19 protein-coding genes and 1 other RNA gene (1 of these 20 running past the window's edge) are annotated in these 24617 nt (G+C 50.6%); 2 read left to right on the top strand and 18 right to left on the bottom strand.

Annotation, left to right across the window (positions count from 1 at the left end; all coding sequences use genetic code 11):
• The 12 genes from SNR34_RS00640 to ltrA all read right to left on the bottom strand — a co-directional run.
• Positions 1-208, bottom strand: partial view of a YbaB/EbfC family nucleoid-associated protein gene (locus SNR34_RS00640; RefSeq protein WP_236421510.1) — the 5' portion only. Its footprint begins 104 nt before the window's first position; only the first 208 of its 312 coding nucleotides appear in the window; its start codon is at positions 206-208; its stop codon lies off the left edge, out of view.
• 55 nt (positions 209-263) lie between these two features.
• A complete protein-coding gene (gene dnaX / locus SNR34_RS00635; protein ID WP_236421509.1) occupies positions 264-2021 on the bottom strand; it encodes a DNA polymerase III subunit gamma/tau in 1758 nt (585 codons plus the stop codon).
• Between the two features lie 171 nt (positions 2022-2192).
• Positions 2193-2460, bottom strand: an RNA gene (gene ffs / locus SNR34_RS00630) — signal recognition particle sRNA large type.
• 163 nt (positions 2461-2623) lie between these two features.
• Complete coding sequence (gene rpmE, locus SNR34_RS00625; RefSeq protein ID WP_236421508.1) at positions 2624-2821, bottom strand: 50S ribosomal protein L31; 198 nt, start codon at positions 2819-2821, stop codon at positions 2624-2626.
• Between the two features lie 99 nt (positions 2822-2920).
• Positions 2921-4198 carry a radical SAM family protein gene (locus SNR34_RS00620; protein ID WP_236421507.1) on the bottom strand — a complete coding sequence of 426 codons (1278 nt, stop codon included), beginning with the start codon at positions 4196-4198 and terminating at the stop codon, positions 2921-2923.
• Positions 4199-4295: 97 nt separating this feature from the next.
• Entirely contained in the window at positions 4296-5621 is a 1326-nt protein-coding gene (rho, locus tag SNR34_RS00615; protein WP_236421506.1) for a transcription termination factor Rho, read from the bottom strand.
• A gap of 516 nt (positions 5622-6137) precedes the next feature.
• Positions 6138-7391 (bottom strand): UDP-N-acetylglucosamine 1-carboxyvinyltransferase, encoded by a 1254-nt coding sequence (locus tag SNR34_RS00610; RefSeq protein ID WP_236421505.1) that lies wholly within the window; start codon positions 7389-7391, stop codon positions 6138-6140.
• Positions 7392-7540: 149 nt separating this feature from the next.
• Entirely contained in the window at positions 7541-8395 is an 855-nt protein-coding gene (gene fba / locus SNR34_RS00605) for a class II fructose-1,6-bisphosphate aldolase (RefSeq protein ID WP_236421504.1), read from the bottom strand.
• Between the two features lie 272 nt (positions 8396-8667).
• Complete coding sequence (locus tag SNR34_RS00600) at positions 8668-9054, bottom strand: response regulator (protein ID WP_290371514.1); 387 nt, start codon at positions 9052-9054, stop codon at positions 8668-8670.
• A gap of 370 nt (positions 9055-9424) precedes the next feature.
• Entirely contained in the window at positions 9425-11032 is a 1608-nt protein-coding gene (pyrG, locus tag SNR34_RS00595; RefSeq protein WP_486180938.1) for a CTP synthase, read from the bottom strand.
• A gap of 482 nt (positions 11033-11514) precedes the next feature.
• A complete protein-coding gene (gene rpoE, locus SNR34_RS00590) occupies positions 11515-12072 on the bottom strand; it encodes a DNA-directed RNA polymerase subunit delta (protein WP_236421502.1) in 558 nt (185 codons plus the stop codon).
• 300 nt (positions 12073-12372) lie between these two features.
• The gene (gene ltrA, locus SNR34_RS00585) at positions 12373-13665 is read right to left on the bottom strand and encodes a group II intron reverse transcriptase/maturase (RefSeq protein ID WP_236421567.1); all 1293 of its coding nucleotides are present in this window, start codon (positions 13663-13665) and stop codon (positions 12373-12375) included.
• A gap of 765 nt (positions 13666-14430) precedes the next feature.
• On the opposite strand from ltrA, the gene SNR34_RS00580 reads away from it, so the two are divergent.
• Positions 14431-15585: a S8 family peptidase gene (locus SNR34_RS00580; RefSeq protein ID WP_486180937.1), complete on the top strand. Its 1155-nt coding sequence runs from the start codon at positions 14431-14433 to the stop codon at positions 15583-15585.
• Between the two features lie 119 nt (positions 15586-15704).
• On the opposite strand, the gene argS is transcribed toward SNR34_RS00580, so the two are convergent.
• From argS to speE, 6 genes are all read right to left on the bottom strand, one after another.
• Complete coding sequence (gene argS / locus SNR34_RS00575) at positions 15705-17384, bottom strand: arginine--tRNA ligase (RefSeq protein WP_343262796.1); 1680 nt, start codon at positions 17382-17384, stop codon at positions 15705-15707.
• On the bottom strand, positions 17381-17806 hold the full coding sequence (locus SNR34_RS00570) for a YwiB family protein (RefSeq protein WP_236421499.1): 426 nt from the start codon (positions 17804-17806) through the stop codon (positions 17381-17383). The genes argS and SNR34_RS00570 overlap by 4 nt, the downstream gene beginning before the upstream one ends.
• Before the next feature lie 300 nt (positions 17807-18106).
• The gene (locus SNR34_RS00565; RefSeq protein WP_486180936.1) at positions 18107-18394 is read right to left on the bottom strand and encodes a DUF6171 family protein; all 288 of its coding nucleotides are present in this window, start codon (positions 18392-18394) and stop codon (positions 18107-18109) included.
• An 8-nt stretch (positions 18395-18402) separates the two neighbouring features.
• On the bottom strand, positions 18403-19893 hold the full coding sequence (locus SNR34_RS00560) for an alpha-N-arabinofuranosidase (RefSeq protein WP_486180935.1): 1491 nt from the start codon (positions 19891-19893) through the stop codon (positions 18403-18405).
• 415 nt (positions 19894-20308) lie between these two features.
• Complete coding sequence (speB, locus tag SNR34_RS00555) at positions 20309-21178, bottom strand: agmatinase (protein ID WP_236421496.1); 870 nt, start codon at positions 21176-21178, stop codon at positions 20309-20311.
• A 14-nt stretch (positions 21179-21192) separates the two neighbouring features.
• Positions 21193-22020 (bottom strand): polyamine aminopropyltransferase, encoded by an 828-nt coding sequence (speE, locus tag SNR34_RS00550; protein ID WP_236421495.1) that lies wholly within the window; start codon positions 22018-22020, stop codon positions 21193-21195.
• 410 nt (positions 22021-22430) lie between these two features.
• Here speE and SNR34_RS00545 point away from each other — a divergent pair, with 410 nt between their 5' ends.
• Positions 22431-24509: a transglycosylase domain-containing protein gene (locus tag SNR34_RS00545; protein WP_343262792.1), complete on the top strand. Its 2079-nt coding sequence runs from the start codon at positions 22431-22433 to the stop codon at positions 24507-24509.
• Positions 24510-24617 lie beyond the last annotated feature (108 nt).

The following is a 24617-nucleotide window of genomic DNA, read 5'->3' as shown; positions in this document are numbered from 1 at the left end:
GATCTTGCAGCATTTCGACGTCGTCCGGATCTACCGCTTCAGGTTTGATCGTAACAGAGAGCAATTTTTTGTGTCCGTTCACTTCTGCCGTAACCACGCCGCCTCCGGAAGTACCTTGAACCGTTTTGTCGCCCAGTTCTTCCTGCGCTTTCAGCATTTGTTCCTGCATTTTCTTCACTTGCTTCATCATTTGGTTCATGTTATTCATCTGTAATCATCTCCTTAATAAAATGATATTGCATTGACAACAAGACATTGCGACATTATTCCTTAATAATGACCAAGTCTTCCCCAAAGAGCTGAATAGCCTCGTCAATCCACGGCTGCTTGCCTCCCGAGCCTCCATCCTCATGTTCGGGTTCGAGCTTAAATTCCTCCTTCGGGGACTCAACAGCTCCCTCTATGACGCCATTCCAATCCTTCAGCATCATGGTTACGAGACGCATCGGACGTCCTATTTGTTCCGCAAGCACCCGTTCAATCACTTCGCGATTCGCCTGTTTCTCGGTCGTTTCCCGGTGAATGTTGTTTTTAAACGCAACCAGAACGTTGTCTTCCAGCACCGACACCGGCTCGCCATCCATAAACCAGGCATGAACGGTAACCTTTTCTTCCTTCACTCGCTGCAATATTTGCCCCCAACGCTTGCTGACATCCGCAAATTCCGGCGACCCTTTCCGTGCCACATACTGATCCAGATGCGACGGAAGTTTGGCAGGTGCGTTGCCTCTGGACACAGGAGCACGCGTCGCAGGACGCGAAGGACCACTAGAAGCAGCCTCGCCTCCACTCAACCCGGCTTTAAGCGCTCGATCAAGTTTCTTCTCAAGCTCCGATACCTGCTGTTTCAAACGCTGGATTTCCCCATGATCGCCAGGCATGGAAGCAGATTGCGCAGATACGCCCGCCGCCGCTTCGCCATCCGACCCTTGTTGACCAGGAATGCTGCACAGCTTCAACAAAGCCACCTCGAATAACGTTTGCGGTTGAACAGCGTATTTCATCTCGCTCTGATAGCGGTTAAGCGTATCAATCATCTGAAACAGTTGCCCTTTGGTAAAGGCTTCGGCCATTTCCCGGAACGACTCCGGGTGAAGCACGCGATCCGTCAGCTTGTCGGCATCCGGTACCATTTTGATCATAAGCAAGTCGCGGAAATAATACAGCAGGTTCTCCATGCATTTATCGGCACTTTTACCCTCATGCATGAAGCCCTCGATCATCTGTAAAATATGACCGACATCGCCCTTGAGCAAAGAAGCTGCAAGTTTGGCAAACTGTTCCGAGGGAATTCCGCCGGTCATATCCATAACCTTCTGATAAGTCACCTTGCCGTCGGTGAAGGAAGAGATCTGGTCGAGCACGCTAAGTGCATCCCTCATCCCGCCATCAGAAAGTCGAGCAATATACTGGAGGGCATCCCTGTCGGCTTGCATGCCTTCCTGTTCACAGATCAGTTCAAGCCGGTCAGTCTGCTCATCCAGCGACACCCTGCGAAAATCGAATCGCTGACAACGCGATATGATCGTCGCAGGAAGGCGATGCGGCTCGGTTGTAGCCAAAATAAACATCACATGCGGAGGCGGCTCCTCCAATGTTTTCAACAAAGCATTGAAAGCTTCTGTCGTCAACATGTGCACTTCATCAATAATATAGACCTTCTGGCGAACCTCGGTCGGAGCATATTTAACCTTCTCCCTCAGATCGCGAATTTCCTCAACGCCGCGGTTGGACGCAGCATCAATCTCCTGCACGTCCATAACTGAGCCGGAAGTAATTCTGCGGCAGGCCTCGCACTCGTTGCAAGGCTCGGGCGCAGGGCCGCGTTCGCAGTTTACAGCCTTCGCCATAATTTTGGCGGCACTCGTTTTACCGGTTCCCCGGGGCCCACTAAACAAATAAGCATGGGAAGTCCGCTGCTCACGAATCGCGTTCTGCAGGGTCTGAATAATATGCTGTTGTCCCACCATATCCTGAAACGACTGGGGGCGCCACGCCCGATATAACGCGATATGCTCCATGATGCGTTACCTTCCTTCCACTTCGCATTCGAGTCTCTTGTCGTTCCCCCATTATACTATATTCCGGGGTGAATCCAAACTCCATCTGACTCAATCTCGCATCCTTTTTTGGTAAAATAAAAAGACCTCTGCATGTCATATCTGCAAAGATCTCTGAAATATCATCGTAAGCCGTGCACCTGTTATTGATAATTGCGATCCAAGTGGCACCCCTGAACGAAAGCTCAGGCTAGGCAACCCTTCGGCACAAGAGTGGTCTCACTTATGGCTGCTTCCTTCCGGACCTGACCAGGTTCATGAGTACTCATTGCGAAGGACCCAACCGTCAACGCCCCATTCAGGGACCAAACCTCACATCGACAATACCTCTAACAGGAATTCAACCTCGCTATAGCGGATTGCGAGTAACAGGGCACCGCTACCTCCCCATCTAGCACGGTAAGAAATAGTATAGCGTAACCTCATCGAAAATGCAACCAATCTGCAATGGGAAGTGTCACCATCTCTCGTGCACACAAGCCATTACAACAAAAAAACCCCTGCCGCTAGGGCAGAGGTGTTTTGCAAAGCAATGCTCAGACCGTTCATAACGAATGGCTGAATTAGATGCCGTATTTTTTCTTGAAACGATCCACACGGCCGCCTGCATCGATAAACTTCTGTTTACCAGTAAAGTGCGGATGGCACGCGGAGCAAATCTCTACACGCAGTTCGTCTTTAACAGAGCCTGCTTCAAAAGTGTTACCGCAAGCGCAAGTTACGTTTACTACAGTGTATTTAGGATGAATTGCTGCTTTCATTTCCTTTCACCTCTTTCCGCCCTGAGCCTCAAGCGGACCCAGAGTAAATGAAACAACTTTGACGATTATAACACGGGACATTCCGACTTGCAATTGTTATTACAAGGGGGTAATCAACCGCTTCGGCCGCGCCATGCCCACCGGCGGAACATGCGTATAAGATCCGATGACGACGTCCGGAAGCTCCTGTTCAAAGATCTCAAGCGCCTGTTTCATGCCAAGGATATCTCCTTGAGCGGGCGGGATCAGTTCCAGGTAACTTTCAGGATCAATGTTCAGGTTACGCATCTGGATCAGGCGCAGATTTGTTCTGCGGGCGAATTCGATCATCGCCTCAATCTCTTCCTCGCGGTCTGTTACTCCCGGGAAGATGAGATAGTTAATCGACGTATACACTCCTTGGTCAGACGCATATTTTAGCGATTTTTCCACATTGGCCAGCGTGTACCCGCGCGGTTTGTAATATGCATTATAATGATCATCCAGCGCACTGATCGTGCTTACTCGCATCAAATCAAGCCCGGCATCAACAATGCCGCGGATATGGTCGCTCAAACCAGCATTGGTGTTGATGTTAATGTAGCCCATATCCGTAATGGATCGAACCTCGCGAATCGCCTCAATGATCAATTTGGCTTGAGTGGAAGGCTCTCCCTCACACCCCTGTCCAAAACTGATGATCGATTCCGGCGTCTTGAGATGCTCCAGCATAACCTCAACGATTTCTTCCACGCGCGGACGGAAATTCATACGTGTCTGAGGGGATACAAAACCGCTGTCATCCGGCTGCTCGGAAATACACCCGAAACAACCCGCATTACAGGAATACGAAACAGGCACCCCACCTTCCCAACGATTCAAAAACGTATTGGATGATGTCAGACACTCATAACCAAGGGCACAATTGGACAAATGCGTATACAGCCGGTTTTCGGGATACTTCTCGGTCAGGCGCTTCACACCGCTCCGTACCTCATCGCGATCGCAGTTCAGCGGATTCCACTGGTCCGGCTGGTCGGACATCCGGGCCGTTACGTAGAAACCATCTTCTTTCCATACAACCGCCGAATATCCAAACAGCGGCAGCTTGTATTCCTTATCCGTTTTCACATAACCAGGCAGACAGAGACGCGTAAAGCCTTGTGGCAGAAGCGCGCCTACGGCCTGGGTGTCCTTCGGCAACGGCAGCATTTCTCCAGTCTCCGGATCCATCCCGATCGGACGAGTGCTTGGCAATCCCACAAGCGTCGCGCCCTCAGGCAACGGAATCAACTCGTCCTCCATAATTTCCACGATCATATCTCCGCTGCGGGCGAGCCCGAACAACGAAGGATGATCAAAAACATTACCTTGTTCATCTGCGTACACTAAATACATGATGTTCTCCTTACATCTAATGGGTTAATCCTCGCGTCGGGGTCAACGTCCGAAGAAAGATGGCCCGCAGCCGGGCCTATGCTGATGGCTGGCAAAACTAGGTTGTTGTCGCAGAGGTTGCGGCCTGTCTTGTAGACCGGCGAGTTGTCGTCGTTCCCGAGTTGCTCGTCGGGCTGCTTCCCGCCGTATCGAAAGCGGCCAAAAACTCGGTGTTCGTTTTACTATTGCGCAACTTTTTCAGGAAGCTTTCAACAAAATCATGAGAGTCGTTCATGTTTTTGCGGATCGACCAGATTGTATCGAGTTCTTCTTTGGTCAGCAGCACTTCTTCGCGGCGCGTTCCCGATCTGCGAATGTCGATGGCCGGGAAAATGCGGCGTTCCGCCAAACGGCGATCCAGATGCAGCTCCATGTTCCCCGTACCTTTAAATTCTTCATAAATGATGTCATCCATACGCGAACCGGTATCGATGAGGGCCGTAGCCAGAATGGTCAAGCTGCCGCCCTCCTCCACGTTCCGCGCTGAACCGAAGAAACGCTTCGGACGATGGAATGCAGCGGGATCGATACCACCGGAAAGCGTTCGTCCGGAAGGCGGAATAACCAGGTTGTACGCACGCGCTAGACGCGTGATACTGTCCAAAAGGATAACCACATCCTTTTTCGCCTCAACCAAGCGCAGAGCCCGTTCAAGCACCAATTCCGCAACCTTGATATGGTTCTCCGGCAATTCGTCAAACGTAGAAGCCACAACCTCACCTTTGACAGAACGGGACATATCCGTCACTTCCTCCGGACGTTCGTCAATCAATAGCACAAAGAGTTCAATGTCGGGATTATTGGTTGAAATGCTATTCGCGATCTCTTTGAGCAGGAGTGTTTTACCCGCTTTGGGAGGTGCCACGATCAATCCGCGCTGTCCCAGACCTACTGGCGCTAGCAAATCCATGATTCGGGTAGACAAATGGTTGGGGGATGTTTCGAGAACCAGCTTTTTTTGCGGATACAATGGGGTTAGCGCCGGGAAATGAAGTCTTTCCGCAGCAGCCGAGGGGTTCTCGCCATTGACGGCGTTCACTTGCAGCAATCCGAAATAACGTTCGTTTTCCTTGGGCGTTCTGCATTTTCCGGATACAAGATCGCCGGTTCTCAGGTCAAACTTGCGAATCTGCGAAGCGGAGATATAGATGTCTTCTGTGCTCGGCAGGTAATTGATCGGTCTAAGGAACCCGTAACCTTCCGGGAGAATCTCCAGCACGCCTTCCATGAACATTAATCCGCTCTGTTCCGCCTGTGCGCGCAAAATCGCAAAAATCAGTTCCTTCTTTTTAAGTTGGCCGTAGTATGGAATTTGATATTTTTTGGCCAGTTTGTAAAGATCCGTAAGCTTCATTTCTTCCAAATCGGAGATCTGTAGATCCATATAATAACCACCTATTCAATTAATAAGTCCGTGAAATGGATAGTTTTTCTTGATATTCCGGCAAGCGAGCCCAGCACTCTCTCCTGCTGCACTCTCTTCTGTCCATTGTACGGAATGTAACCGTTATATTGCAAATCGTTGTCCTAGAATGTAAGTTTTCCGAGCGGGGTATTCAAGATTCCGCTGTCGGTAGTGAGTGAACAAATTCATGAGGCGATTGATCCGGGTGACCAGCGATGAAGTGAAGTTCAAACAAACCGGGGTACGGGGAATGGAATACAAGCTGTTGGAATGAGCAAACTGAAGTTCAGCTCAAAAAAAGACCCTCCGGATAAGGAGACCAAACCATATCCACTTACTCCGGAGAGACTGAGAACTCTATTAGTATAGGTTAACCCAGTTGTCTAAAAGATATGCAGTTAAACGAGAAAAAAACACTTTGTCGACAAGATTCCATCACAAAAAGAGACATGCCGACATTGAACAGGCTGTTTCCCTTGCCAATCAGGAGTCGAATCAAATCGTTTCACGCCATACGTCAGCGCCCAACATCCGCAGATTGGTTACAAGGTGATCGTAACCCCGATCAATCAACTCTACGCCCGTCACCTCGGTTACACCTTCCTTAACGGTAAGTCCAGCGATAACCAGAGCAGCTCCGGCGCGGAGGTCGGCCGCCTTGACCTTGGCAGCGTTCAGTTCCCCGCCTTCAATAATGGCCGAACGTCCCTCCACTCGAATTTTGGCTCCCATACGAACCAGCTCGGGAACATGCTTGAAGCGATTGCTGTAAACGAAATCGCTAAGCACGCTTACGCCGCTGGCTTGGGTAAGCACACTTGTCATTGGAGATTGCAGATCTGTCGGAAAACCGGGGTACACCAACGCCTTCACGTCAACATGACTATAGGACGGGCGCCCGATGACACGAATGCTCTCATCCATTTCCTCGATGCTCACACCCATTTCCAGCAATTTGGCCGTTAAAGCCTCCAAATGTTTGGGAATAACATTATCGATCAGAACGTCCCCACGCGTTGCTGCAGCAGCAATCATATAGGTTCCTGCCTGAATGCGGTCGGGAATAATGGAATGGCGGCACCCTCTCAGGGATGGAACGCCTTCTATGCGAATCGTCTCGGTTCCAGCGCCTTTTATGCTGGCACCCATGGAATTCAAAAGTGTTGCTACATCTATAATCTCAGGCTCTTTGGCCGCATTTTCAATAATTGTGGAACCTTTGGCACGAGTGGCTGCCAACATAATGTTAATGGTTGCGCCAACACTGCTTACGTCGAGGTAAATCTTTGCACCGCGCAGTTCTTTGGCGTGCAGATGGATGGAGCCATGCTCGTTGGTCACAGTCGCTCCCAACGCTTCAAAACCTTTGATATGTTGATCAATCGGACGAGGCTCGAAATTACAGCCTCCAGGCAAACCGATGGTTGCCTCTTTAAAACGCCCAAGCAGCGCTCCCATCATATAATAAGAAGCTCGAAGCTTTTTCACGGGACCGTTAGGCATGGGGATGGATTTAATATCGGAAGGATCGATCTTCATCTGATTGCCTTCCCAAGATACACGTGCCCCAAGCTCCTCCAAAATTTCCGCATAAACTGCCACATCGCTCAAAAGCGGCAGGTTGTCCAGCACGACTTCCGACTCGGCAAGCAATGCTGCAGGAATAAGCGCAATGGCGCTGTTCTTGGCGCCACTAATAGTCACAGTCCCCTGCAACGGGCGTCCGCCACTAATCATCAATTTTTCCATAAAGCTTAAAGTCCCCCTACGTGTTTTGCGGCCGATGAACGGCAATTCATGCTGACGGCTTTCGGTGTGAAACGGGCGTTAAAATGGAAAGACACCGGCTAGGCGGTGTTCTTTCCACTTGTACCCATATGGAGCTGCAAAAAAGCAAATTAAGCTTTGTTGTTGGAACCAAACTCACGGATTTTGCCAATAACCGTTGCTTTGATCGCGTCGCGACCTGGAACGATGTATTTGCGCGGATCGTAAGCATCCGGCTTCGCTGCAAGCACTTCGCGAACCGCTTTAGTGAATGCAATTTGGTTTTCAGTGTTTACGTTGATTTTGGAAGTACCCAAGGAAATCGCTTTGTCGATATCATGTTTAGGGATACCAGTACCGCCATGCAGAACGAGCGGCAGTTTAACAGCATTGCAGATTTCTTCCATCTCTTTGAAGCCCAGGTTTGGTTCGCCTTGGTATGGACCGTGAACGGAACCCAGAGCCGGAGCCAAAGTGTCGATGCCTGTTTCTTTGACGATACGGATACATTCGTTCAGGTCAGCATATTGGATGCCGCCGATTACGTCATCTTCTTGTCCGCCCACAGTACCTACTTCAGCTTCAACGGAAACGCCTTTAGCGTGTGCATATTCAACGACTTTTTTCGTCATTTCGATGTTTTCGTCGATTGGGTGATGGGAACCATCGATCATAACGGAAGTGAAGCCGGCATCGATTGCTTCTTTACATTTATCAAAGCTGGAACCGTGGTCCAGATGAATAGCAACTTCAACCGTGATTTTCATATCGTGAATGAGTCCTTCTACCATTTTCACTACAGTGTAGAAGCCGCCCATGTGACGCGCTGCACCTTCGGATACGCCGAGAATTACAGGAGATTTTTCTTCTTCTGCAGCTGCGAGAATCGCTTGCGTCCACTCCAGGTTGTTGATGTTGTATTGACCAACAGCATACTTTCCTTCGAGTGCTTTGTTCAACATGTTTGTCATAGAAACTAATGGCATGGTTTCAATCCTCCTAGGGGTTTGGGTTGTGTCTATGGTTTTTAGCCGAATCACATACGGGCTTATTATACCACATCCCGTGTCAAATACTAAACAAGCATTTGCAAAAATGCTGTGCTATGCAGCACAGTTTTCATAGACAACGCATAACGGGCTCCCCATATCCAATATTCCCCTGCCATCTGTTCGCAATACCCCTTTTACGACCTGCCTGTATCAAACCGCCTCCAACAACCGAAAGCATGACAAAAAAATCCTGCTGGACACAGGACTCAACTGCATTTACCAGCCGTATCGCTGCGGAGCTGCATATTGACCGCCACCCGCATTTCATCAATGTCAAACGGTTTCGTAAAATGCATCAATGCCCCCAGATCGGTCGCTTCCTTGATCATATCCAATTCCCCGTAAGCAGTCATCATAATCACCTTGATGCTCGAATCGATCTCCTTGATGTGTTTTAAAATCTCCAGCCCGTCCATGCCCGGAATCTTCATATCAAGCAACACCAGATCAGGTTTGTCATTTTTGACAATCTCCAAAGCGACTTTGCCGTTCGGTGCCTGAAAGGTGTTATATCCCTCGCTGCTGAACACTTCCATTAACAGAATTCGAATCCCATTTTGGTCATCAACAATTAAGACTTTTTTGTTTTCCACGGATTAAACCTCCTACAATTAGGAAAAGCATGTACGCAATCGAGAACTGGATAACTATCCCATAGTCGACATGATAAGTATTCTACTTCGTGCAACGAAATCCTGCCTGATGGAAAAATCTTGGGCTGTAGAAAAGTAACCCCGTCCGCCCAGGTACTGCCTCTACCTCAATTAACCTTTGTTAAACGAACCGGAATTGTTTTTCTTCATGCACTAACTCCAAATTTTATACGTACATATATAAATCAAACGTTTATCTGACTCAAAAAAATCTCCCGCACGACTGAATTCACTTCAGTGTGCGGGAGATTCCATATCGCTGCATCCGACCCTTTGTCGGATTTCGCATTTATAGATGAATCGCTATGGCTTATTTGCTTTCAGCGTTTTGCAAGGATGCTTTCACAAACTCGCGGAACAACGGCTGCGGACGGTTCGGACGGGACGTGAACTCCGGATGGAATTGAACCGCCAGGAACCAAGGATGGTTCGGAAGCTCAACGATTTCAACCAAACGCCCGTCAGGGGACGTACCGGAGATGACCAGACCTGCCTTTTCAATCTCTTCGCGATACTCGTTGTTGAACTCGTACCGATGGCGGTGTCTCTCGTATACCAATTCGTCGTCGTAGCACGCCGCAGCCAGGGAACCTTCCTGCAGCTTGCACGGATACAGCCCGAGGCGCATCGTTCCACCCAAGTTTTCGATATCCTTCTGCTCAGGCAGCAGGTCGATCACTGGGAATTCGGTGGTAGGGTTGATCTCGGAGCTGTTCGCGCCGTTCATGCCCACGATGGAACGTGCATACTCGATCACGGAAACCTGCATGCCAAGACAGATACCGAAGAACGGAATTTGTTTCTCGCGTGCATATCGAATCGCCGTTACCTTGCCCTCGATTCCGCGATCGCCAAAGCCGCCGGGCACCAGAATGCCGCCTACGCCGCCCAGCAACTCGTCCACGTTCTCTTCGGTCACGTCCTCGGATTGAATCCAGCGAAGCTTCACGTCCGCATTGGCCGCAAAACCTGCATGGGACAAGGATTCCACAACGCTCAAATACGCATCGTGAAGCGCCACGTATTTACCCACGATCGCGATTTCAACCGTACGCTCCAGCTTGCTGATCCGCTCAACCAATCCTTCCCACTCGCTCATATCCGGTGCAGGAGTGGTCAATTTCAGATGGTTCACGACAATTTCGTCCAAACCTTCTTCGCGCAGGTTCAGCGGAACTTCATACAACGTGCTGGCGTCGCGGCATTCCACAACGGCGTTGGCATCAATATCGCAGAACAAGGCGATTTTGGCTTTCATGTCTGTGGACAGTTCATATTCTGTGCGGCAAACGATGACGTTCGGCTGAATGCCGATGCTGCGCAGTTCTTTTACGCTATGCTGTGTCGGCTTTGTTTTCACTTCTCCCGCAGCCTTGATATAAGGAATCAGCGTTACGTGGATATACATGACATTGTCGCGGCCCACGTCGCTCTTGATTTGACGGATTGCTTCCAGGAAAGGCAAGCTCTCGATATCGCCGACGGTTCCGCCGATTTCCGTGATAACAACATCCGAGCCCGCTTCGCGGCCTGCGCGGAATACGCGTTCTTTAATCTCGTTCGTGATATGCGGAATGACTTGCACCGTGCCGCCCAGATATTCCCCGCGCCGCTCTTTGCTGATGACGGAGGAGTATACTTTACCAGTCGTGACGTTGCTGTTTTTGGAAAGGTTAATATCGATGAAGCGCTCGTAATGACCCAAATCCAGGTCTGTTTCCGCGCCGTCATCGGTTACGAACACTTCACCATGCTGATACGGACTCATGGTACCCGGGTCGATGTTGATGTACGGATCGAATTTTTGAATGGTCACCTTCAACCCACGATTTTTCAGCAATCTGCCCAGCGAAGCTGCCGTAATCCCTTTGCCCAGGGAGGACACAACGCCGCCCGTCACGAAAATATACTTTGTCACTTTCTTAACCCTCCTAATATAAGTACGAAAATTCAGGCGATATATGGTGTTATCGTAACCCGTTTCCCAGGTAATCATCGTCAAAAGGAGTTGGCAACAAATGCCACGACCTGCAAGCCGCTCTCCTTCACGAAGCCAGTTGCATAAAGTTTTCAGGCGAAGTCAACGTACCGTTTTTCCGTAAAGCCTACCCTCGTCCAGAGCGGCAATGCATTCCAAGAATAACTTTGCGCACAAGGTTTTTTTATAACCTAAATGGACCAAGATTCGTTGGCCGGGAGCATGGAAAAAGAATACTTTTTAACGAATTCAGCCTTAAAAACACAAAAAAAAAGCACTCCCGCAGGACGGGGCACTTTTTATAAAAATCATAAATATACAATCGCTCATTCATAAGCCCATGCAATAGTTTACCCGTTACCCAAGTCTGTGTCAAGGCTGACTCTCCCGGGAAAAAAGGGCAAAATATTGACGCCGGATGATTAGCGATCCTTTTCGTCGTTGTAATCCTCTTCGTCGTCAAACTCTTCTTCTTCTTCATCCTCAATGTCTTCTTCTTCGAGGTCGTCGTCTTCAACCAAGACTTCTTCGTCGCTGTCGTCTTCGTCAAAGATATCGTCGTCTTCATCCTCATCCTGATCATCGTTGGAATCGTTGAAGTCATCATCCACGTTGTAGTTGTCTTCCTCTTCGCCGAAGTCCTCGTCTTCCAGGTCATCGTCGTCATCATTAATGATGCGTGGACGATTGGTCCCCGAAACGGCATCTTCGTTCCCGCCAACCGGATACCAACGCTTCAGCCCCCAGAGACTTGTACCTACACATGCAAATCGACCATCGATATTGATTTCGGTGTACAGCTGGGCAATATATTCGTTGATCTCTTCATCCGTCATGCCGCGTTGTTTCGCAACCTCGTTCATCAAATCAAGGTAGTAGTACGGCGTGTTGGCCGCTTTAAGTACCATGAACGCAAGATCGACCAAAGGAATTTCCTTAACTTTTTCTTTATCAATTTTCAAATTGAGTGAGGTACTCACTGACTGACACTTCCTCTCACACATAATTCGCAAACACGTTATATCCCTGCAAGATGGACCGTTACGCATAACATATCCATTAACAAACCTAAGTAAAACCTATTTAGCGTCAAAAAGCAAGTTTTTATCCAGCCATTTTTTATATTGTCAAACGCCAGGTCCCCCGCACCCTACACGCCTTTTTTCGGAAAATAAATCTAGAGTAAAAGGCTGGGCAAAACCCAGCCCCTCCTCATCAAACCGTACGTGAGGTTTTCCCTCATACGGCTTTCCGATGTTCTTCGTTCATGGGCATGCAAATTACAACAGCGTTTTTAGTCCATATTGGGCGGCGATATTTTTAACCTCAGCTACTGAACCCATCCATTTTCTGCGTTGTCTCTTCTTCGCGTACCACCGGGTTAACCGTTGCAAAATATACCAATCCAGCTTTGCTAGTCTCTTCTGGCTGTAGCTTGTGTAATAATAATTTCTCCACCCTTGAATCTTCAGATTGAGCCATTTCACATGTTCTGCAAACGATCTGGATCGCATACTTGGCGGGGATAATCGCTCTTTAACGACTCCACGAATACGTTCTTCTGCCTTTTTGGTTAACCATTGCTGCGTGGTGTAATATACCTTCCCTTGCGACGTTTCTGCTTTCGTTTTTCGGTGGTGCATCCCTAAAAAGTCGAATCCTTCGTTTCCCGTCCATAAGCCTACAATGCGGGTTTTGGTCGGATGCAGGGTTAGCTCTAGACGTTCCATGATTCTGCGTATAAGTTCATACGCATGCTCCGCGTCCTTTTTGGTTTTGCAAACCACCACAAAATCGTCTGCATATCTTGTCAGTTCTCCCACTCCACTTCCGTGTTTCTCCCACAATCGGTCAAAGTAGTTCAGATAGATATTCGCGAGCAGTGGAGATATGACACCACCTTGCGGTGTTCCTAAATCAGAACGCCGTACGTTTCCTTCTTCCATGATTCCCGCTTCAAGCCACTTCCGGATTAACTTCAAGATCCTCCTGTCATTGATACGCATTTGTACCAATTTCATGAGCTTCTCTTGATTCATGTTATCGAAGTAACCTTGGATATCGACGTCGACTACCCAATTCCCTTTGCGGTTGCAGGCTTTCCGAATTCGTTCCAGCGCTCCTTTCGCACTTCGTTTCGGACGAAATCCATAAGATACATCCTCAAAATCTGCTTCAAAGATAGGTTCGATCACGAGTTTCGTTGCCATCTGGATGACTCTATCGCGCACGGTGGGTATGCCCAGCGGTCTTTGCTTCCCATCTTTCTTTGGGATGTAGTGCCGCCGTACAGGCTGTGGATGGTAGTTGCCTTCTTTCAACGCTCCTTCGCAGTCCTTGAGGAAAGTCAGTTCTCCTTGTTCCTCTATGTCAGCCAGCGTCACAGCATCTACACCTGCCGCTCCTTTGTTCGCTTTCACTCGTCTCCAGGCTTCCTGCAAGACATCCCACCGGTAGACTTTGTCGTACAAAGCATGGAATTTACGCTTGTTGTTCTTCTTGGCCACATGACCTAGCTTTTCTTGGAGTTGTTGAACTTTTTCCTTTGGTGTTGTTAGCCGTCTGGCATTCACTCACTCGTACCTCCTCCAAAAGCATAAACAAAGCAGGGCTCCTTCCCTCCCCAAGGTTATGTTGTCCTTGGGTTCTTCGGTACTATGAGCCCCTCGGACTCCCTTCCCACAGACGTTTCACTTCGTCTTTTAGACTTATAGAATGTCTCTTTACGAATTCCTAAAAAAAATTCCGTGTGGGGGAGGGTCTCCCCAGTTCACTGCATCCTCTTTCATTCCATGCTGCTCCCTATACGCCGGAGGATTCTTCGCTGTTGTTCCAAGTTCTTTGCAGCTTCCATGGCCTTCGTCCACATTCGCGAGACTCGGCTTCCTCTTGTCCCTCTTGCGAGGCCTTTTTAACGACGCGGCAGGATTCACTTCATGTTACAGCCTGGCTTGTTGCTCGCCCTGTCTCTGACAGGTACTTTCGTCGATACGCTTTTGCGCACAGATTTCGCTATACGCAAGTATCCTAGCTACGCAGGGGCTTGGCCCCTCCTGCGACCGGACTTTCACCGGCTAGAAGATGCGTGCTTAGCTGGGCACGCCAAATGGGAAAAAGACGGAGTTTCCTCCGCCTTTCTGACTGTATGCCCTTAAAGGATTGTTCCTCGCCCTGGGTCCCCGCAAGAGCCCTCCAACCCTCTATCCATCATATGTTTCTGTCCCCGTTTTGACACGGAGGGAGTGGGTTTTCGCAAAAAAAGGGCAAGTTCCCCATGCGCCGGGATGAACGCATTCATAGAATACTTCAGCATGTTCATCCCGAAGGGGGCTCCCAATATGGACTATACCGGCTTATTGCATCATTTGGCGGAAGGAATGCAACGCCTTGAACCAGAGCAGAGTGAACGGTATCTGATTCGTTTCGCCAGACCCGGGCAGTATGAAGCTTGTCTGATGCAATTATCCCGGATGCGAAACGAGATCGCCGGCCTGGGAACCGTTCGCTCTTCCCGGTTGGCGCGTTCCATTATCGCTCCACTGCCATGCCCTGAGGAATTGGTTCGTTTCGGAAATGATCTGACCCTGGAGAAGGATCAGAAAGTCATGATCCATACCGCAGCCCTTTACAACAAACCAAGCAGCGTTCAAGGCATCCCTTGGGGCGTCAAGCAGATTCGGGCACCCAAGGTTTGGTCTGTTTCCACCGGACATCGGGTCAAAATCGGCGTGATTGATACCGGGGCAGACTTCCACCATCCCGATTTGCGCTACTCACTCGCCCAAGGGATCAATCTCCTCAATCGAAGCCTGCTTCCGCACGACGACAACGGTCACGGGACCCACATTGCAGGAACCATCGCCGCAGCCAACAGCACGGCAGGCATGATCGGCGTTGCCCCGCGTTCCCTGATCTATCCCGTAAAGGCATTCGACCATAACGGTTCCGCATTCGTATCCGATATCGTCCTTGGCATTGATTGGTGCGTGCGCAACCGGGTCGACATCATCAATATGAGCTTCGGCATGAAAACGCGCAGCAAAGCCCTGCTCGACGTGGTCAATCGCGCTTACCAAGCTGGAATCGTTATCGTTGCATCGTCAGGAAATGACGGGAAACGACGCAGCATCGATTATCCGGCACGTTATCCGCAGACAATATCCGTTGGGGCCACCGACAAAAATCGGCGCATTGCGCCATTCAGCAATCGCGGCACCTACGTGGATGTTTATGCTCCAGGCGACAAAATCGTCTCCTCCTGGGTCCACGGAAAACATCATGAGATGAGCGGCACGTCCATGGCCACCTCTCATGTCAGCGGAGCCATTGCCCTGCTGCTCGCCAAATACCCCGGCTTGTCGCCGGGCGAAATCAAAACGTTGGTCAAACGCGCAACCGTGCCGTTGCGAGCCCGCAAACCATCGACCGCCAAGCCCAAAGTTCGAGGCGGAGAGATCGATGCTCTCAAGCTGATGCAGGAGAAACGTGAGTAGGTCGGAACGGTCTGCCCGCGCAGGCAGGAAAAAGAAGCCTCCATACATGAGGCCAGGCGTAACCCGCAGCATGCATGGAGGCTTCTCAGCGCAGGCGCGCCAGAGCGCCTGTCATGTAATTACATTTTGTCCGGTGCGGACACGCCGACCAGACGGAGCGTTGTCGCGATCACGGTACGAACGGCACCAATCAGCGCCAGACGCGCCTGGGTTTGAGCAGCGTCTTCGGTGATGACGCGTTCAGCGCGATAATAACTGTGGAACAGGGATGCCAGCTCATACACGTATCGAATCATGCGATGAGGGGCATAACCGGCTGCCGCAGCAGCAATTTCCTCTGGAAGTTCCCCGATTTTGCGCAGCAAATCATACTCATGCTCCGTGTTCAACTTCGAAAGGTCGATCTCGGAGATCGGCAGCAATTGAATGCCCTGCTCTTCCGCTTGGCGGAATACGCTACATACGCGAGCATGCGCATACTGCACGTAAAACACCGGATTCTCATTCGAGGTAGAAATGGCGAGGTCCATGTCGAAATCCAGATGGGAGTCCATGCTGCGCATCGTGAAGAAATAACGGATGGCATCCACGCCGACTTCGTCCATCAAGTCCTCCATCGTTACCGCTTTGCCCGTACGTTTTGACATCTTCACTTTCTCGCCGTTCTGGAACAAGCTGACCATTTGCGCGATCAGCACGACCAATTTGGCAGGATCGTTTCCGAGTGCCTGCATGGCCGCTTTCATCCGCGGAATGTAACCATGATGGTCCGCTCCCCAAATGTTGATCATGATGTCGTAACCACGAGCATACTTGTCGCGATGATAGGCAATGTCTGGCGTGAGGTAGGTATACGTTCCGTCGTTTTTAATCAATACACGCTCTTTGTCGTCGCCGTATTGCATCGTTTTCAGCCAAGTCGCCCCGTCTTGCTCGTAAATTTCGTTGCGATCGCGCAGCTCGTCAAGAACGCGCAGCACCTCACCGTTGTCGTAAAGCGATGTTTCGCTGAACCAATTGTCGAATGGCACGCGGAAGCGTCCCAAGTCACGCTTGATTTTGTCCAATTCCTTTTCCAGGCCATAGTCGCGGAAATACGCCGCACGGTCCCCAGGGCTCATGGACAACAGCTCTTCGCCCTTCTCCGCCACGAGTTCCTTCGCGAAACCGATAATGTCCTCTCCATGGTATCCGTCTTCCGGCATTTCGGCATCCTGGCCGAGCTCCTGCAAATAACGGGCTTCGATGGAACGAGCCAGGTTGAATACCTGGTTGCCGGCATCGTTAATATAGTACTCGCGGGTAACCTGATATCCCGCAAAATCGAGAACGTTGCACAGCGCATCGCCGACAGCCGCACCGCGAGCATGTCCCAAATGCAGGCTTCCTGTCGGATTGGCGCTGACAAACTCCACTTGGACCTTGCGGCCTTCACCCGCATTGATGCGGCCATAATTTTCGCCTTGCTCTTGCACGAGCTCCAGCACAGGGTACAGATAACTCTTGTCCAGCTTGAAGTTGATGAAACCTGGTCCGGCAATGTCGGCCTTTTCGATGCCGGCTTCCGCCAGATTCAGATGGTTTATGATCTCTTCCGCAATTTGGCGAGGATTGCGCTTCGCAATTTTGGTCAGCTGCATCGCAGCATTCGTAGCCAGATCGCCGTGTGCTTTGTCGCGTGGCACTTCAAGCGTGATGACAGGCAGCTCTTCCTGCGAAACAATGCCTGCAGCCACGATGGCATTGCCAACAGCCGTGCTTACCCGTTCGTTAATCGTATCGAGTGGATTACGTGTCATGAAATTGGTTCCTCCTGTATATGCAAACTAATCGCAAAATGTCCGGATGCTTCATCAAATCGGTAAAATTCGTAGCTCCACGCCGCTTTTGCATTTAACCCGTCCATGGAAAGCTCCATTTTCCGGGTGTGCGTGGACAGCGCAAACGACATGTAAGGCGAACGATAAAACCCGGGCAGCTTGCGCCCAAGCTCAAACGTCTGCTCCGACTCCACCTCGCCGTGGCGCATGATCTTGATGGATTGTGCACTGAGCTTCAGGGTCGTGCGGGTGATGCCGCCCTGCGGGCCCGCTTCAGGCTCTACGTAACGCACGTATAATGCCTTTCCTTTTAGCGTCGCTTCCCCCTGAAGATCCTGCACTACATTTTCACCATCATAACGGCTGTGCAGCCGGATCCGAACCGGTCGCATGTTCGACATGAATGTTACAACCTCCAATATATTCGAAGACGGCACAAAGCGGGGCGGCTGGTGAGAACAACCCATCCCCCGTCACGACCGCTATACGCATTCAGTATACGGAAAACGCTCGGCCTCCCGCGCATTTCTTTGCGTATGTCTCATTTGATTCCCATACATTCAAAATCTCTACTGTATAACTATATCCAGTTCAACCGTTCAATTCAAATCCAAATTCAGAGTTTTTGCCCAGCCGCGACAAAAAAGAGCTGCACTTATTGTGTACAGCTCCATCCAAATTCGTTCATTATTCGCAAGCGTTCAATTCCATCTCGGCTCATAAGGGTACGGACAGACCGAATCGGCCAGTTTGGCGCGCACATGAACAATGCAGCCGCAGTAACGGCAGGTGGTCCCGTACTGCAAACCCGGACAACTTGAACAGATGGATAGCCGATTAGCGTATCGCTCATCCGTCACAACCGCGCGAGCCCGAGAAGCCAGCTTCACGAGTTTGGCCAGTTTGGCCTCGCTGATCTGCACGCCGTGCTCCTCGCTGCATCCTTTGCAGCGTCCCTGCCGATTCGTGCGTTCATCCGTTTGGGACATTGGCGCCGTCATGCCTTCAACGCAATCACGCCGACGGATGCGGGAGGGAGCGTGAAGCGCAATTCGTTGTTTTCTAGCGATAGATCGCTCCAATCCGCCAATTGAACCCGGTTCGGTTCTTCAAATGTATTGTATGCCCCGAAGTCGTCATGGTGGAGGATTCGCCCCGTTACCGATGCCGCATCGGAAGTTTGGAAGGAGTCCAGACGGCAAACCACTTCCAATTCATCCGTGTGGCTCAGATTGCACGCCGTTACATGAACGACTCCCTCCGCATTGCGGGACGCGGACAAGCTAAGCTGAGGAATGGTCTCATCCCCGAAAGTGTATGCCGGACTCTCATAGTTCAATTCCAATCGCTGCGCGTCCATATGCACCTGATACATGTCAAAGACGTGATACGTCGGAGTAAGCAGCATACGCTCGCCCTCGGTCAGCACAAGAGCTTGCAGCACATTGACGATCTGCGCCAAATTGGCCATTTGCACCCGTTTATTGTAATTGTTGAACAAGTTCAGGTTAATTCCCGCCACAAGCGCATCCCGCATCGTGTTTTGCTGGTACAGGAAACCCGGGTTGGTTCCCGGCTCCACGTTGTACCACGTCCCCCACTCATCGATGATCAGCGCAACCTTGTTCTCCGGATCGTATTTGTCCATAATCTCCGAATGCTTCACGATCAATTCTTCCATATGAAGCGTGCGTTTCAAAGTGCGGAACCAGGCTGCTGCGTCAAATCCGGTCGCTTCCCCTTTATCCTGCCAGTTCCCTGTCGGGAGCGTGTAATAGTGCAGACTTAATCCGTCCATGAAACGTGCTGCTTCGCGCATCAGCACTTCCGTCCATTCATAGTTGTCCTCATTGGGACCGCAGGCGATTTTGAAAATGCGGTTGTCGGAATAATTGCGCACATATGTGGAGTAACGGCGATATTCATCGGCGTAATACTCGGGTCTCATGTTTCCGCCGCAGCCCCAGTTTTCGTTCCCCACCCCGAAATAGGTCAGCTTCCAGGGCTTTTCACGCCCGTTGGATTTGCGCCAGTTCGCCATCGGGGATTCGCCGTCAAACGTGATGTATTCGACCCATTGCTGCATTTCTTGAACGGTTCCGCTCCCCAGATTCCCGCTAATGTAAGGCTCTGTGCCGAGCAATTCGCACAAACGGAGGAATTCATGCGTGCCAAAATGGTTGTTTTCTTCCACCCCGCCCCAGTTGTTGTTGATCATGCGCGCGCGTTCGCTTTTGGGGCCGACGCCATCTTTCCAGTGATATTCATCGGCGAAGCATCCGCCCGGCCACCGCAGTACCGGAATATTCAGCTTCTGCAGCGCTGTCAACACGTCATTGCGAATGCCGTCCGTATTCGGAATGGGCGAGTCCTCCCCCACCCATAATCCCTCATAGATGCACCGTCCCAAGTGCTCCGAAAAGTGACCATAAATATTGCGATTTATTAATCCTTTATCGGAATTTGAATTTAAAATAACATCAACCATAATTCCTACCTCCCCAAATTATATTGTTATCGCTTACAATACTATTTTTTGGCATAGGTTTCAACCGTTATTATCACCGTACAAAAAAAGACTTTCCAGCTTATCACAGCAAGGAAGATCCTCTCGGAAACACCAACGGGGCTGCAAATCACACTGTACCTTCAAATTGTGGTTCGATATATGAAATAACAAAATTATTAATTCATATCCATTTCGTGTTTAGCCAAAAGTCAGAGCGTATATCGTAGTGGTTCGATCCCAGGACAACCGCTGCTTCCACATCGTTCCACCGTCCGTGTCTGATCCATGGCAAAGGTATCAGCGCTCGTTACAACAAACCATACGGCCATAAAAAAAACGTCCCCTTCCACGCAGGCCATAACCTGACGAAGAGAAAGGACGTCGTTATTCTCGGTTACTTCACGAATCCAAGCAGCATTTCGCGAATCAGTTTTGCTGCAACGATTTGCGTCTGTTGCGTCGGATCGTAGATCGGAGCCACCTCGACCAGGTCGCAGCCCACAACGTTCACGCCGGAACCTGCAATCAAGTGTACCGCTTCAAGCAGCTCTTTGGACGTAATGCCTCCCGCTTCGGCGGTACCTGTGCCTGGCGCAGCCGACGGGTCAAGCACGTCGATGTCGATCGTCACGTATACCGGACGGTTGCCCATGCTTGGCAGAGCTTCCTTCAGCGGGGCGGCTACTTCGAACGGATAAAAGTTGATGTTTTCGCGGCCATATTGGAACTCTTCGCGGGAACCGGAACGAATACCGAATTGATAAATGTTTTTGCCGCCCATCAGCTCGGCAGCTTTGCGTACCGGCGTAGAGTGGGACAGCGGTTCGCCTTCGTATTGCTCGCGCAGGTCAGCATGCGCATCGATATGAATCAGGATCAGGTCCGGATACTTTTTGTGCATTTGCTGAATAACTGGCCAAGTGACGAGATGTTCCCCGCCAAGACCGATCGGAAATTTGTCATCCGCCAGCAGGCCGCCGATGTATTCGCTAATGACGTCAAGGCTGCGTCCGGCATTGCCGAAAGGCAGAAGCAGATCGCCTGCATCAAAGTACGTCATATCCACAATGCTTTTATCCAGGTATGGGCTGTACTCTTCCAGACCAACCGATGCCTGGCGGATATGGGACGGGCCGAAACGAGAGCCGGGACGGAAGCTGACGGTATAGTCCATCGGCATGCCGTAAATCACCGCTTTGGAGTTTTCGTAATCTTCGGAGCTGCAAATAAATACGTTGCCGGAATAGGCTTGATCCAATTTCATGAATAATGTCCTCCTTATTTCGTCAGGTCCTCCACGAATTTGGGGAGCACAAAGGCTGCCTTATGCAATCGCGAGGAATAATACCTGGTATCCAATTCGGGAATTCGAGTCTCGTCGACGCTGAGCGGGTCATGCGTCTTGCTGCCCATCGTGAACGTCCAAAGGCCGCTCGGGTATGTCGGAATATTGCACCCGTATACGCGCACGATCGGGAAAATCTCTTTAACATCCTTGTTGACCTTTTGGATCAGATCCGCCTTGAACCAGGGGTTATCTGTCTGGGCCACAAAGATGCCGTCTTCCTTCAACGCTTCGTATATGCCTTGGTAGAAACCGCGTTCAAACAAAGGCGCCGCAGGACCTACGGGTTCCGTCGAATCAACGATGATGACATCGTATTCGTCTTTATGTTCAATAATGTGCATATAGCCGTCATTCACGAGCACTTCAACGTTAGGCTCGTTCAGTTTGCCGGCTATTTCGGGCAAATATGTTTTGGAATACTCGATGACTTTGCCGTCGATTTCAACCAAAACGGCTTTTTCTACGGCATCATGCTTGATGACCTCGCGAATCACGCCGCCGTCGCCGCCTCCCACGACCAGAACCCTTTTCGGGTTCGGATGTGTATTCAGGGCAGGATGAGCCGCCATTTCATGGTACACGAACTCATCTTTTACCGTGGTCATGACCATTCCGTCCAACACCAGCATGTTGCCGAACTCTTCTGTCTCAATCATCGCCAAATCCTGAAATTCCGTTTGCTCATGAACATAGGTCTGTTTGATCTTCGCAGTGATCCCGAATGTGGGAGTCTGCTTCTCCGTAAACCACAATTCCATGATCCTACCTTCTTTCCGTATAGTTGATGCTCAGGGCGTCCCGAAAGCTTCGCCATCAGGAACGTCCGAACTCGTCCAACAATTCGGCCTTGGCAACGGAACTCGCTGAGGCCAGCGGGAAAGTCCGCACTCATTTCATTTACGACAGGAGACAAACCGGATCAGATGATAAGCCGTATCGTACCATTCAACCAAACTACACAGCGTTATACCGATCAATGGATCGTGCCTTCTGTATGTTGTGCTGAACAGTACCTTTTCATTACCCTTTTGCATTATACGCGATAGATGTTTCATCTGCAAAACGGTTTTTTTCCGTGAAAATGCTACAATTTACAAGGACTCCGGCTAAACTGAATATACCTTACAACAGAATCCCATACTGGAAATAAAAGAAAGGAGCCCGTCCCATGAAACAACCTGCCCAGAAGACCCGCAAACGCGGGTTCCGCCTATGGAAGTGGATCAAAGGCCTGTCCCTGCTCCTCATGCTCAGCCTCATCGCTGCAGCTGCGGGACTTGTCTATTTATATGCAACCAGTCTGCCTTTAGCCGATTCTGACCGGAATTCCAGGCTGCTGGACAGCCAGGGCGAGGTCATCGCCACGTTTTCTGCCGGAGGCAAAGATTCGGTTCCCGTGCAGCTTGATGCCATTTCTCCTGACCTGATCAACGCGACGTTGGCTGTTGAAGACCGCAAGTTTTATGACCACCACGGTTTCGACATTCGCGGACTGGGACGGGCCGTATTGGTCAATCTGCAGCATATGCAAATGTCCCAGGGGGCCAGCACGCTCACCCAGCAGCTTGCACGCAACCTGTATCTGTCCCATGAAAAGACGTGGACCCGAAAAGCCAAGGAAGCCATCTATACCGCTCAATTGGAGATGAAGTACAGCAAGGATGAAATTCTGCAGATGTATCTAAACGAGATTTATTACGGTCATGGAGCGTATGGAATCGAATCAGCCGCAAGAATGTATTTCGGCAAATCGGCCAATCAGCTCGACTTGGCGGAAAGCGCCATGCTCGCCGGCATCCCGAAGGGTCCGACCTATTACTCTCCATATAATCATATGAAAAACGCCAAAGACCGCCAGCGCATCGTACTGAATTCCATGGCGGAAACCGGAAAAATCACGCAATCCGAGGCGGATAAGGCCTATGAGGAAATACTCTCCTTCAAGCCGGAAAGCGAGCGCAAAACGGTGGAGCAGGCACCTTATTTCCGTGACTATATCCGCAGCCTGGCGATCAACGAGCTGGGCATCAGTGAAGCCATGCTGGACCATGGAGGACTGAATATCTATACCACCCTTGACCTGCGCATGCAAAAAGCAGCCGAGGACGCTGTAGCTAAAGGCATGGATCCCAAAAGCGAGCTGGAAACGGCCCTGATTTCCATTGACCCGCGAACCGGGTATATCAAAGCGATGGTCGGCGGCAAAAATTATCGCACCAGCCAGATCAATCATGTGCTGGCAACGACCCGCCAGCCAGGCTCGGCTTTCAAACCGATCATGTATTTGGCGGCACTGGAGTCCAAACAGCTCACGAGTGCCTCCATCTTTAATAGTGAACCTACCTTGTTCCATTATGATAACGACCGCAAAACCTATAAGCCCGGCAATTTTGGAGACAAGTATTTGGGCGAAATTGATTTGAGGCAAGCCATAGCAGCTTCGGACAATATCTATGCGGTCAATACGATCATGAAGATCGGACCGGAAAAGGTCGTGGACATGGCCCATACGTTGGGGATTACAAGCAACCTCAGCCCGGTGCCTTCCCTTGCGCTCGGCACTTCGCCAGTCAGCCCGCTCGAGATGGCCTCGGCGTTTTCCGTTATCGCCGCAGGCGGGCAGCGTACCCCGCCCGTCGCAATTCTCCAGATAACGGATGCAGCCGGAAGAGTGCTGTATGAAGCGCCGCAAACCAAGGCAGAAACGGTCGTTGAGCCCTCTGCAGCGTATGTTCTGACACGTTTAATGGAGAGTGTGTTCGAGAGTGGCGGAACCGGCAACCGGGTATCGGCAACGATGAAGCGCCCCGTGGCAGGCAAAACCGGCACAACCAACACCGATGCCTGGCTTGTCGGCTTCACGCCCGAGCTGTCCACTGCCGTATGGGTGGGTTATGATCAAGGAAAATCCATAACCACCTCGGACGGAAGACGGGCTGCCCCCATCTTTGCCCAATTTACCGAACAGGCGCTGGCGAGCGTGCCGCCCAAAATATTCCCGGTACCGGATAACGTCGTGAGCGTGTACATCAATCCGGAAACCGGACAATTGGCAGGCAACGGTTGCGCAGAGAAGCGGCTCGAAGTGTTTATGGCGGGAACGGAACCAACCGATGTATGCCGGGGTGCCGATTCGGATCCTAAAGATGCTGCAGACCACAGTAAGCCTGATCAACAGAGCGAACAAGCGCTGCAGGAGGAAAAGCATTCCTGGTGGAAGGACTTTAAACGCTGGTGGGTGGAATAGCGCTATTGACCCCACCCTTTCCGAATTATCCAAATGACGAATAATACCGCTGCAGCCAATGCGGCATAACGAAAAGCCCTGCAAGCCGAATGAATCAGGCTGCAGGGC

This window comes from Paenibacillus sp. XP01, from assembly GCF_057364885.1.
Note: the sequence above shows the minus strand (reverse complement) of the source record. Positions and strands in the feature narration are given on the sequence as shown.

Bases quoted from the DNA above. Each gene is read 5' to 3' on its own strand.
- SNR34_RS00580 (WP_486180937.1), top strand. From the start codon at position 14,431: ATGGACTATACCGGCTTATTGCATCATTTGGCGGAAGGAATGCAACGC.
- speB (WP_236421496.1), bottom strand. From the start codon at position 21,178: ATGAAATTGGATCAAGCCTATTCCGGCAACGTATTTATTTGCAGCTCC.
- SNR34_RS00620 (WP_236421507.1), bottom strand. From the start codon at position 4,198: ATGTATTTAGTGTACGCAGATGAACAAGGTAATGTTTTTGATCATCCT.
- SNR34_RS00560 (WP_486180935.1), bottom strand. From the start codon at position 19,893: ATGGTTGATGTTATTTTAAATTCAAATTCCGATAAAGGATTAATAAAT.
- speE (WP_236421495.1), bottom strand. From the start codon at position 22,020: ATGGAATTGTGGTTTACGGAGAAGCAGACTCCCACATTCGGGATCACT.
- SNR34_RS00570 (WP_236421499.1), bottom strand. From the start codon at position 17,806: ATGTCGAACATGCGACCGGTTCGGATCCGGCTGCACAGCCGTTATGAT.
- rpmE (WP_236421508.1), bottom strand. From the start codon at position 2,821: ATGAAAGCAGCAATTCATCCTAAATACACTGTAGTAAACGTAACTTGC.
- argS (WP_343262796.1), bottom strand. From the start codon at position 17,384: ATGACACGTAATCCACTCGATACGATTAACGAACGGGTAAGCACGGCT.
- rho (WP_236421506.1), bottom strand. From the start codon at position 5,621: ATGGATCTACAGATCTCCGATTTGGAAGAAATGAAGCTTACGGATCTT.
- SNR34_RS00565 (WP_486180936.1), bottom strand. From the start codon at position 18,394: ATGTCCCAAACGGATGAACGCACGAATCGGCAGGGACGCTGCAAAGGA.
- SNR34_RS00545 (WP_343262792.1), top strand. From the start codon at position 22,431: ATGAAACAACCTGCCCAGAAGACCCGCAAACGCGGGTTCCGCCTATGG.
- fba (WP_236421504.1), bottom strand. From the start codon at position 8,395: ATGCCATTAGTTTCTATGACAAACATGTTGAACAAAGCACTCGAAGGA.
- dnaX (WP_236421509.1), bottom strand. From the start codon at position 2,021: ATGGAGCATATCGCGTTATATCGGGCGTGGCGCCCCCAGTCGTTTCAG.
- SNR34_RS00610 (WP_236421505.1), bottom strand. From the start codon at position 7,391: ATGGAAAAATTGATGATTAGTGGCGGACGCCCGTTGCAGGGGACTGTG.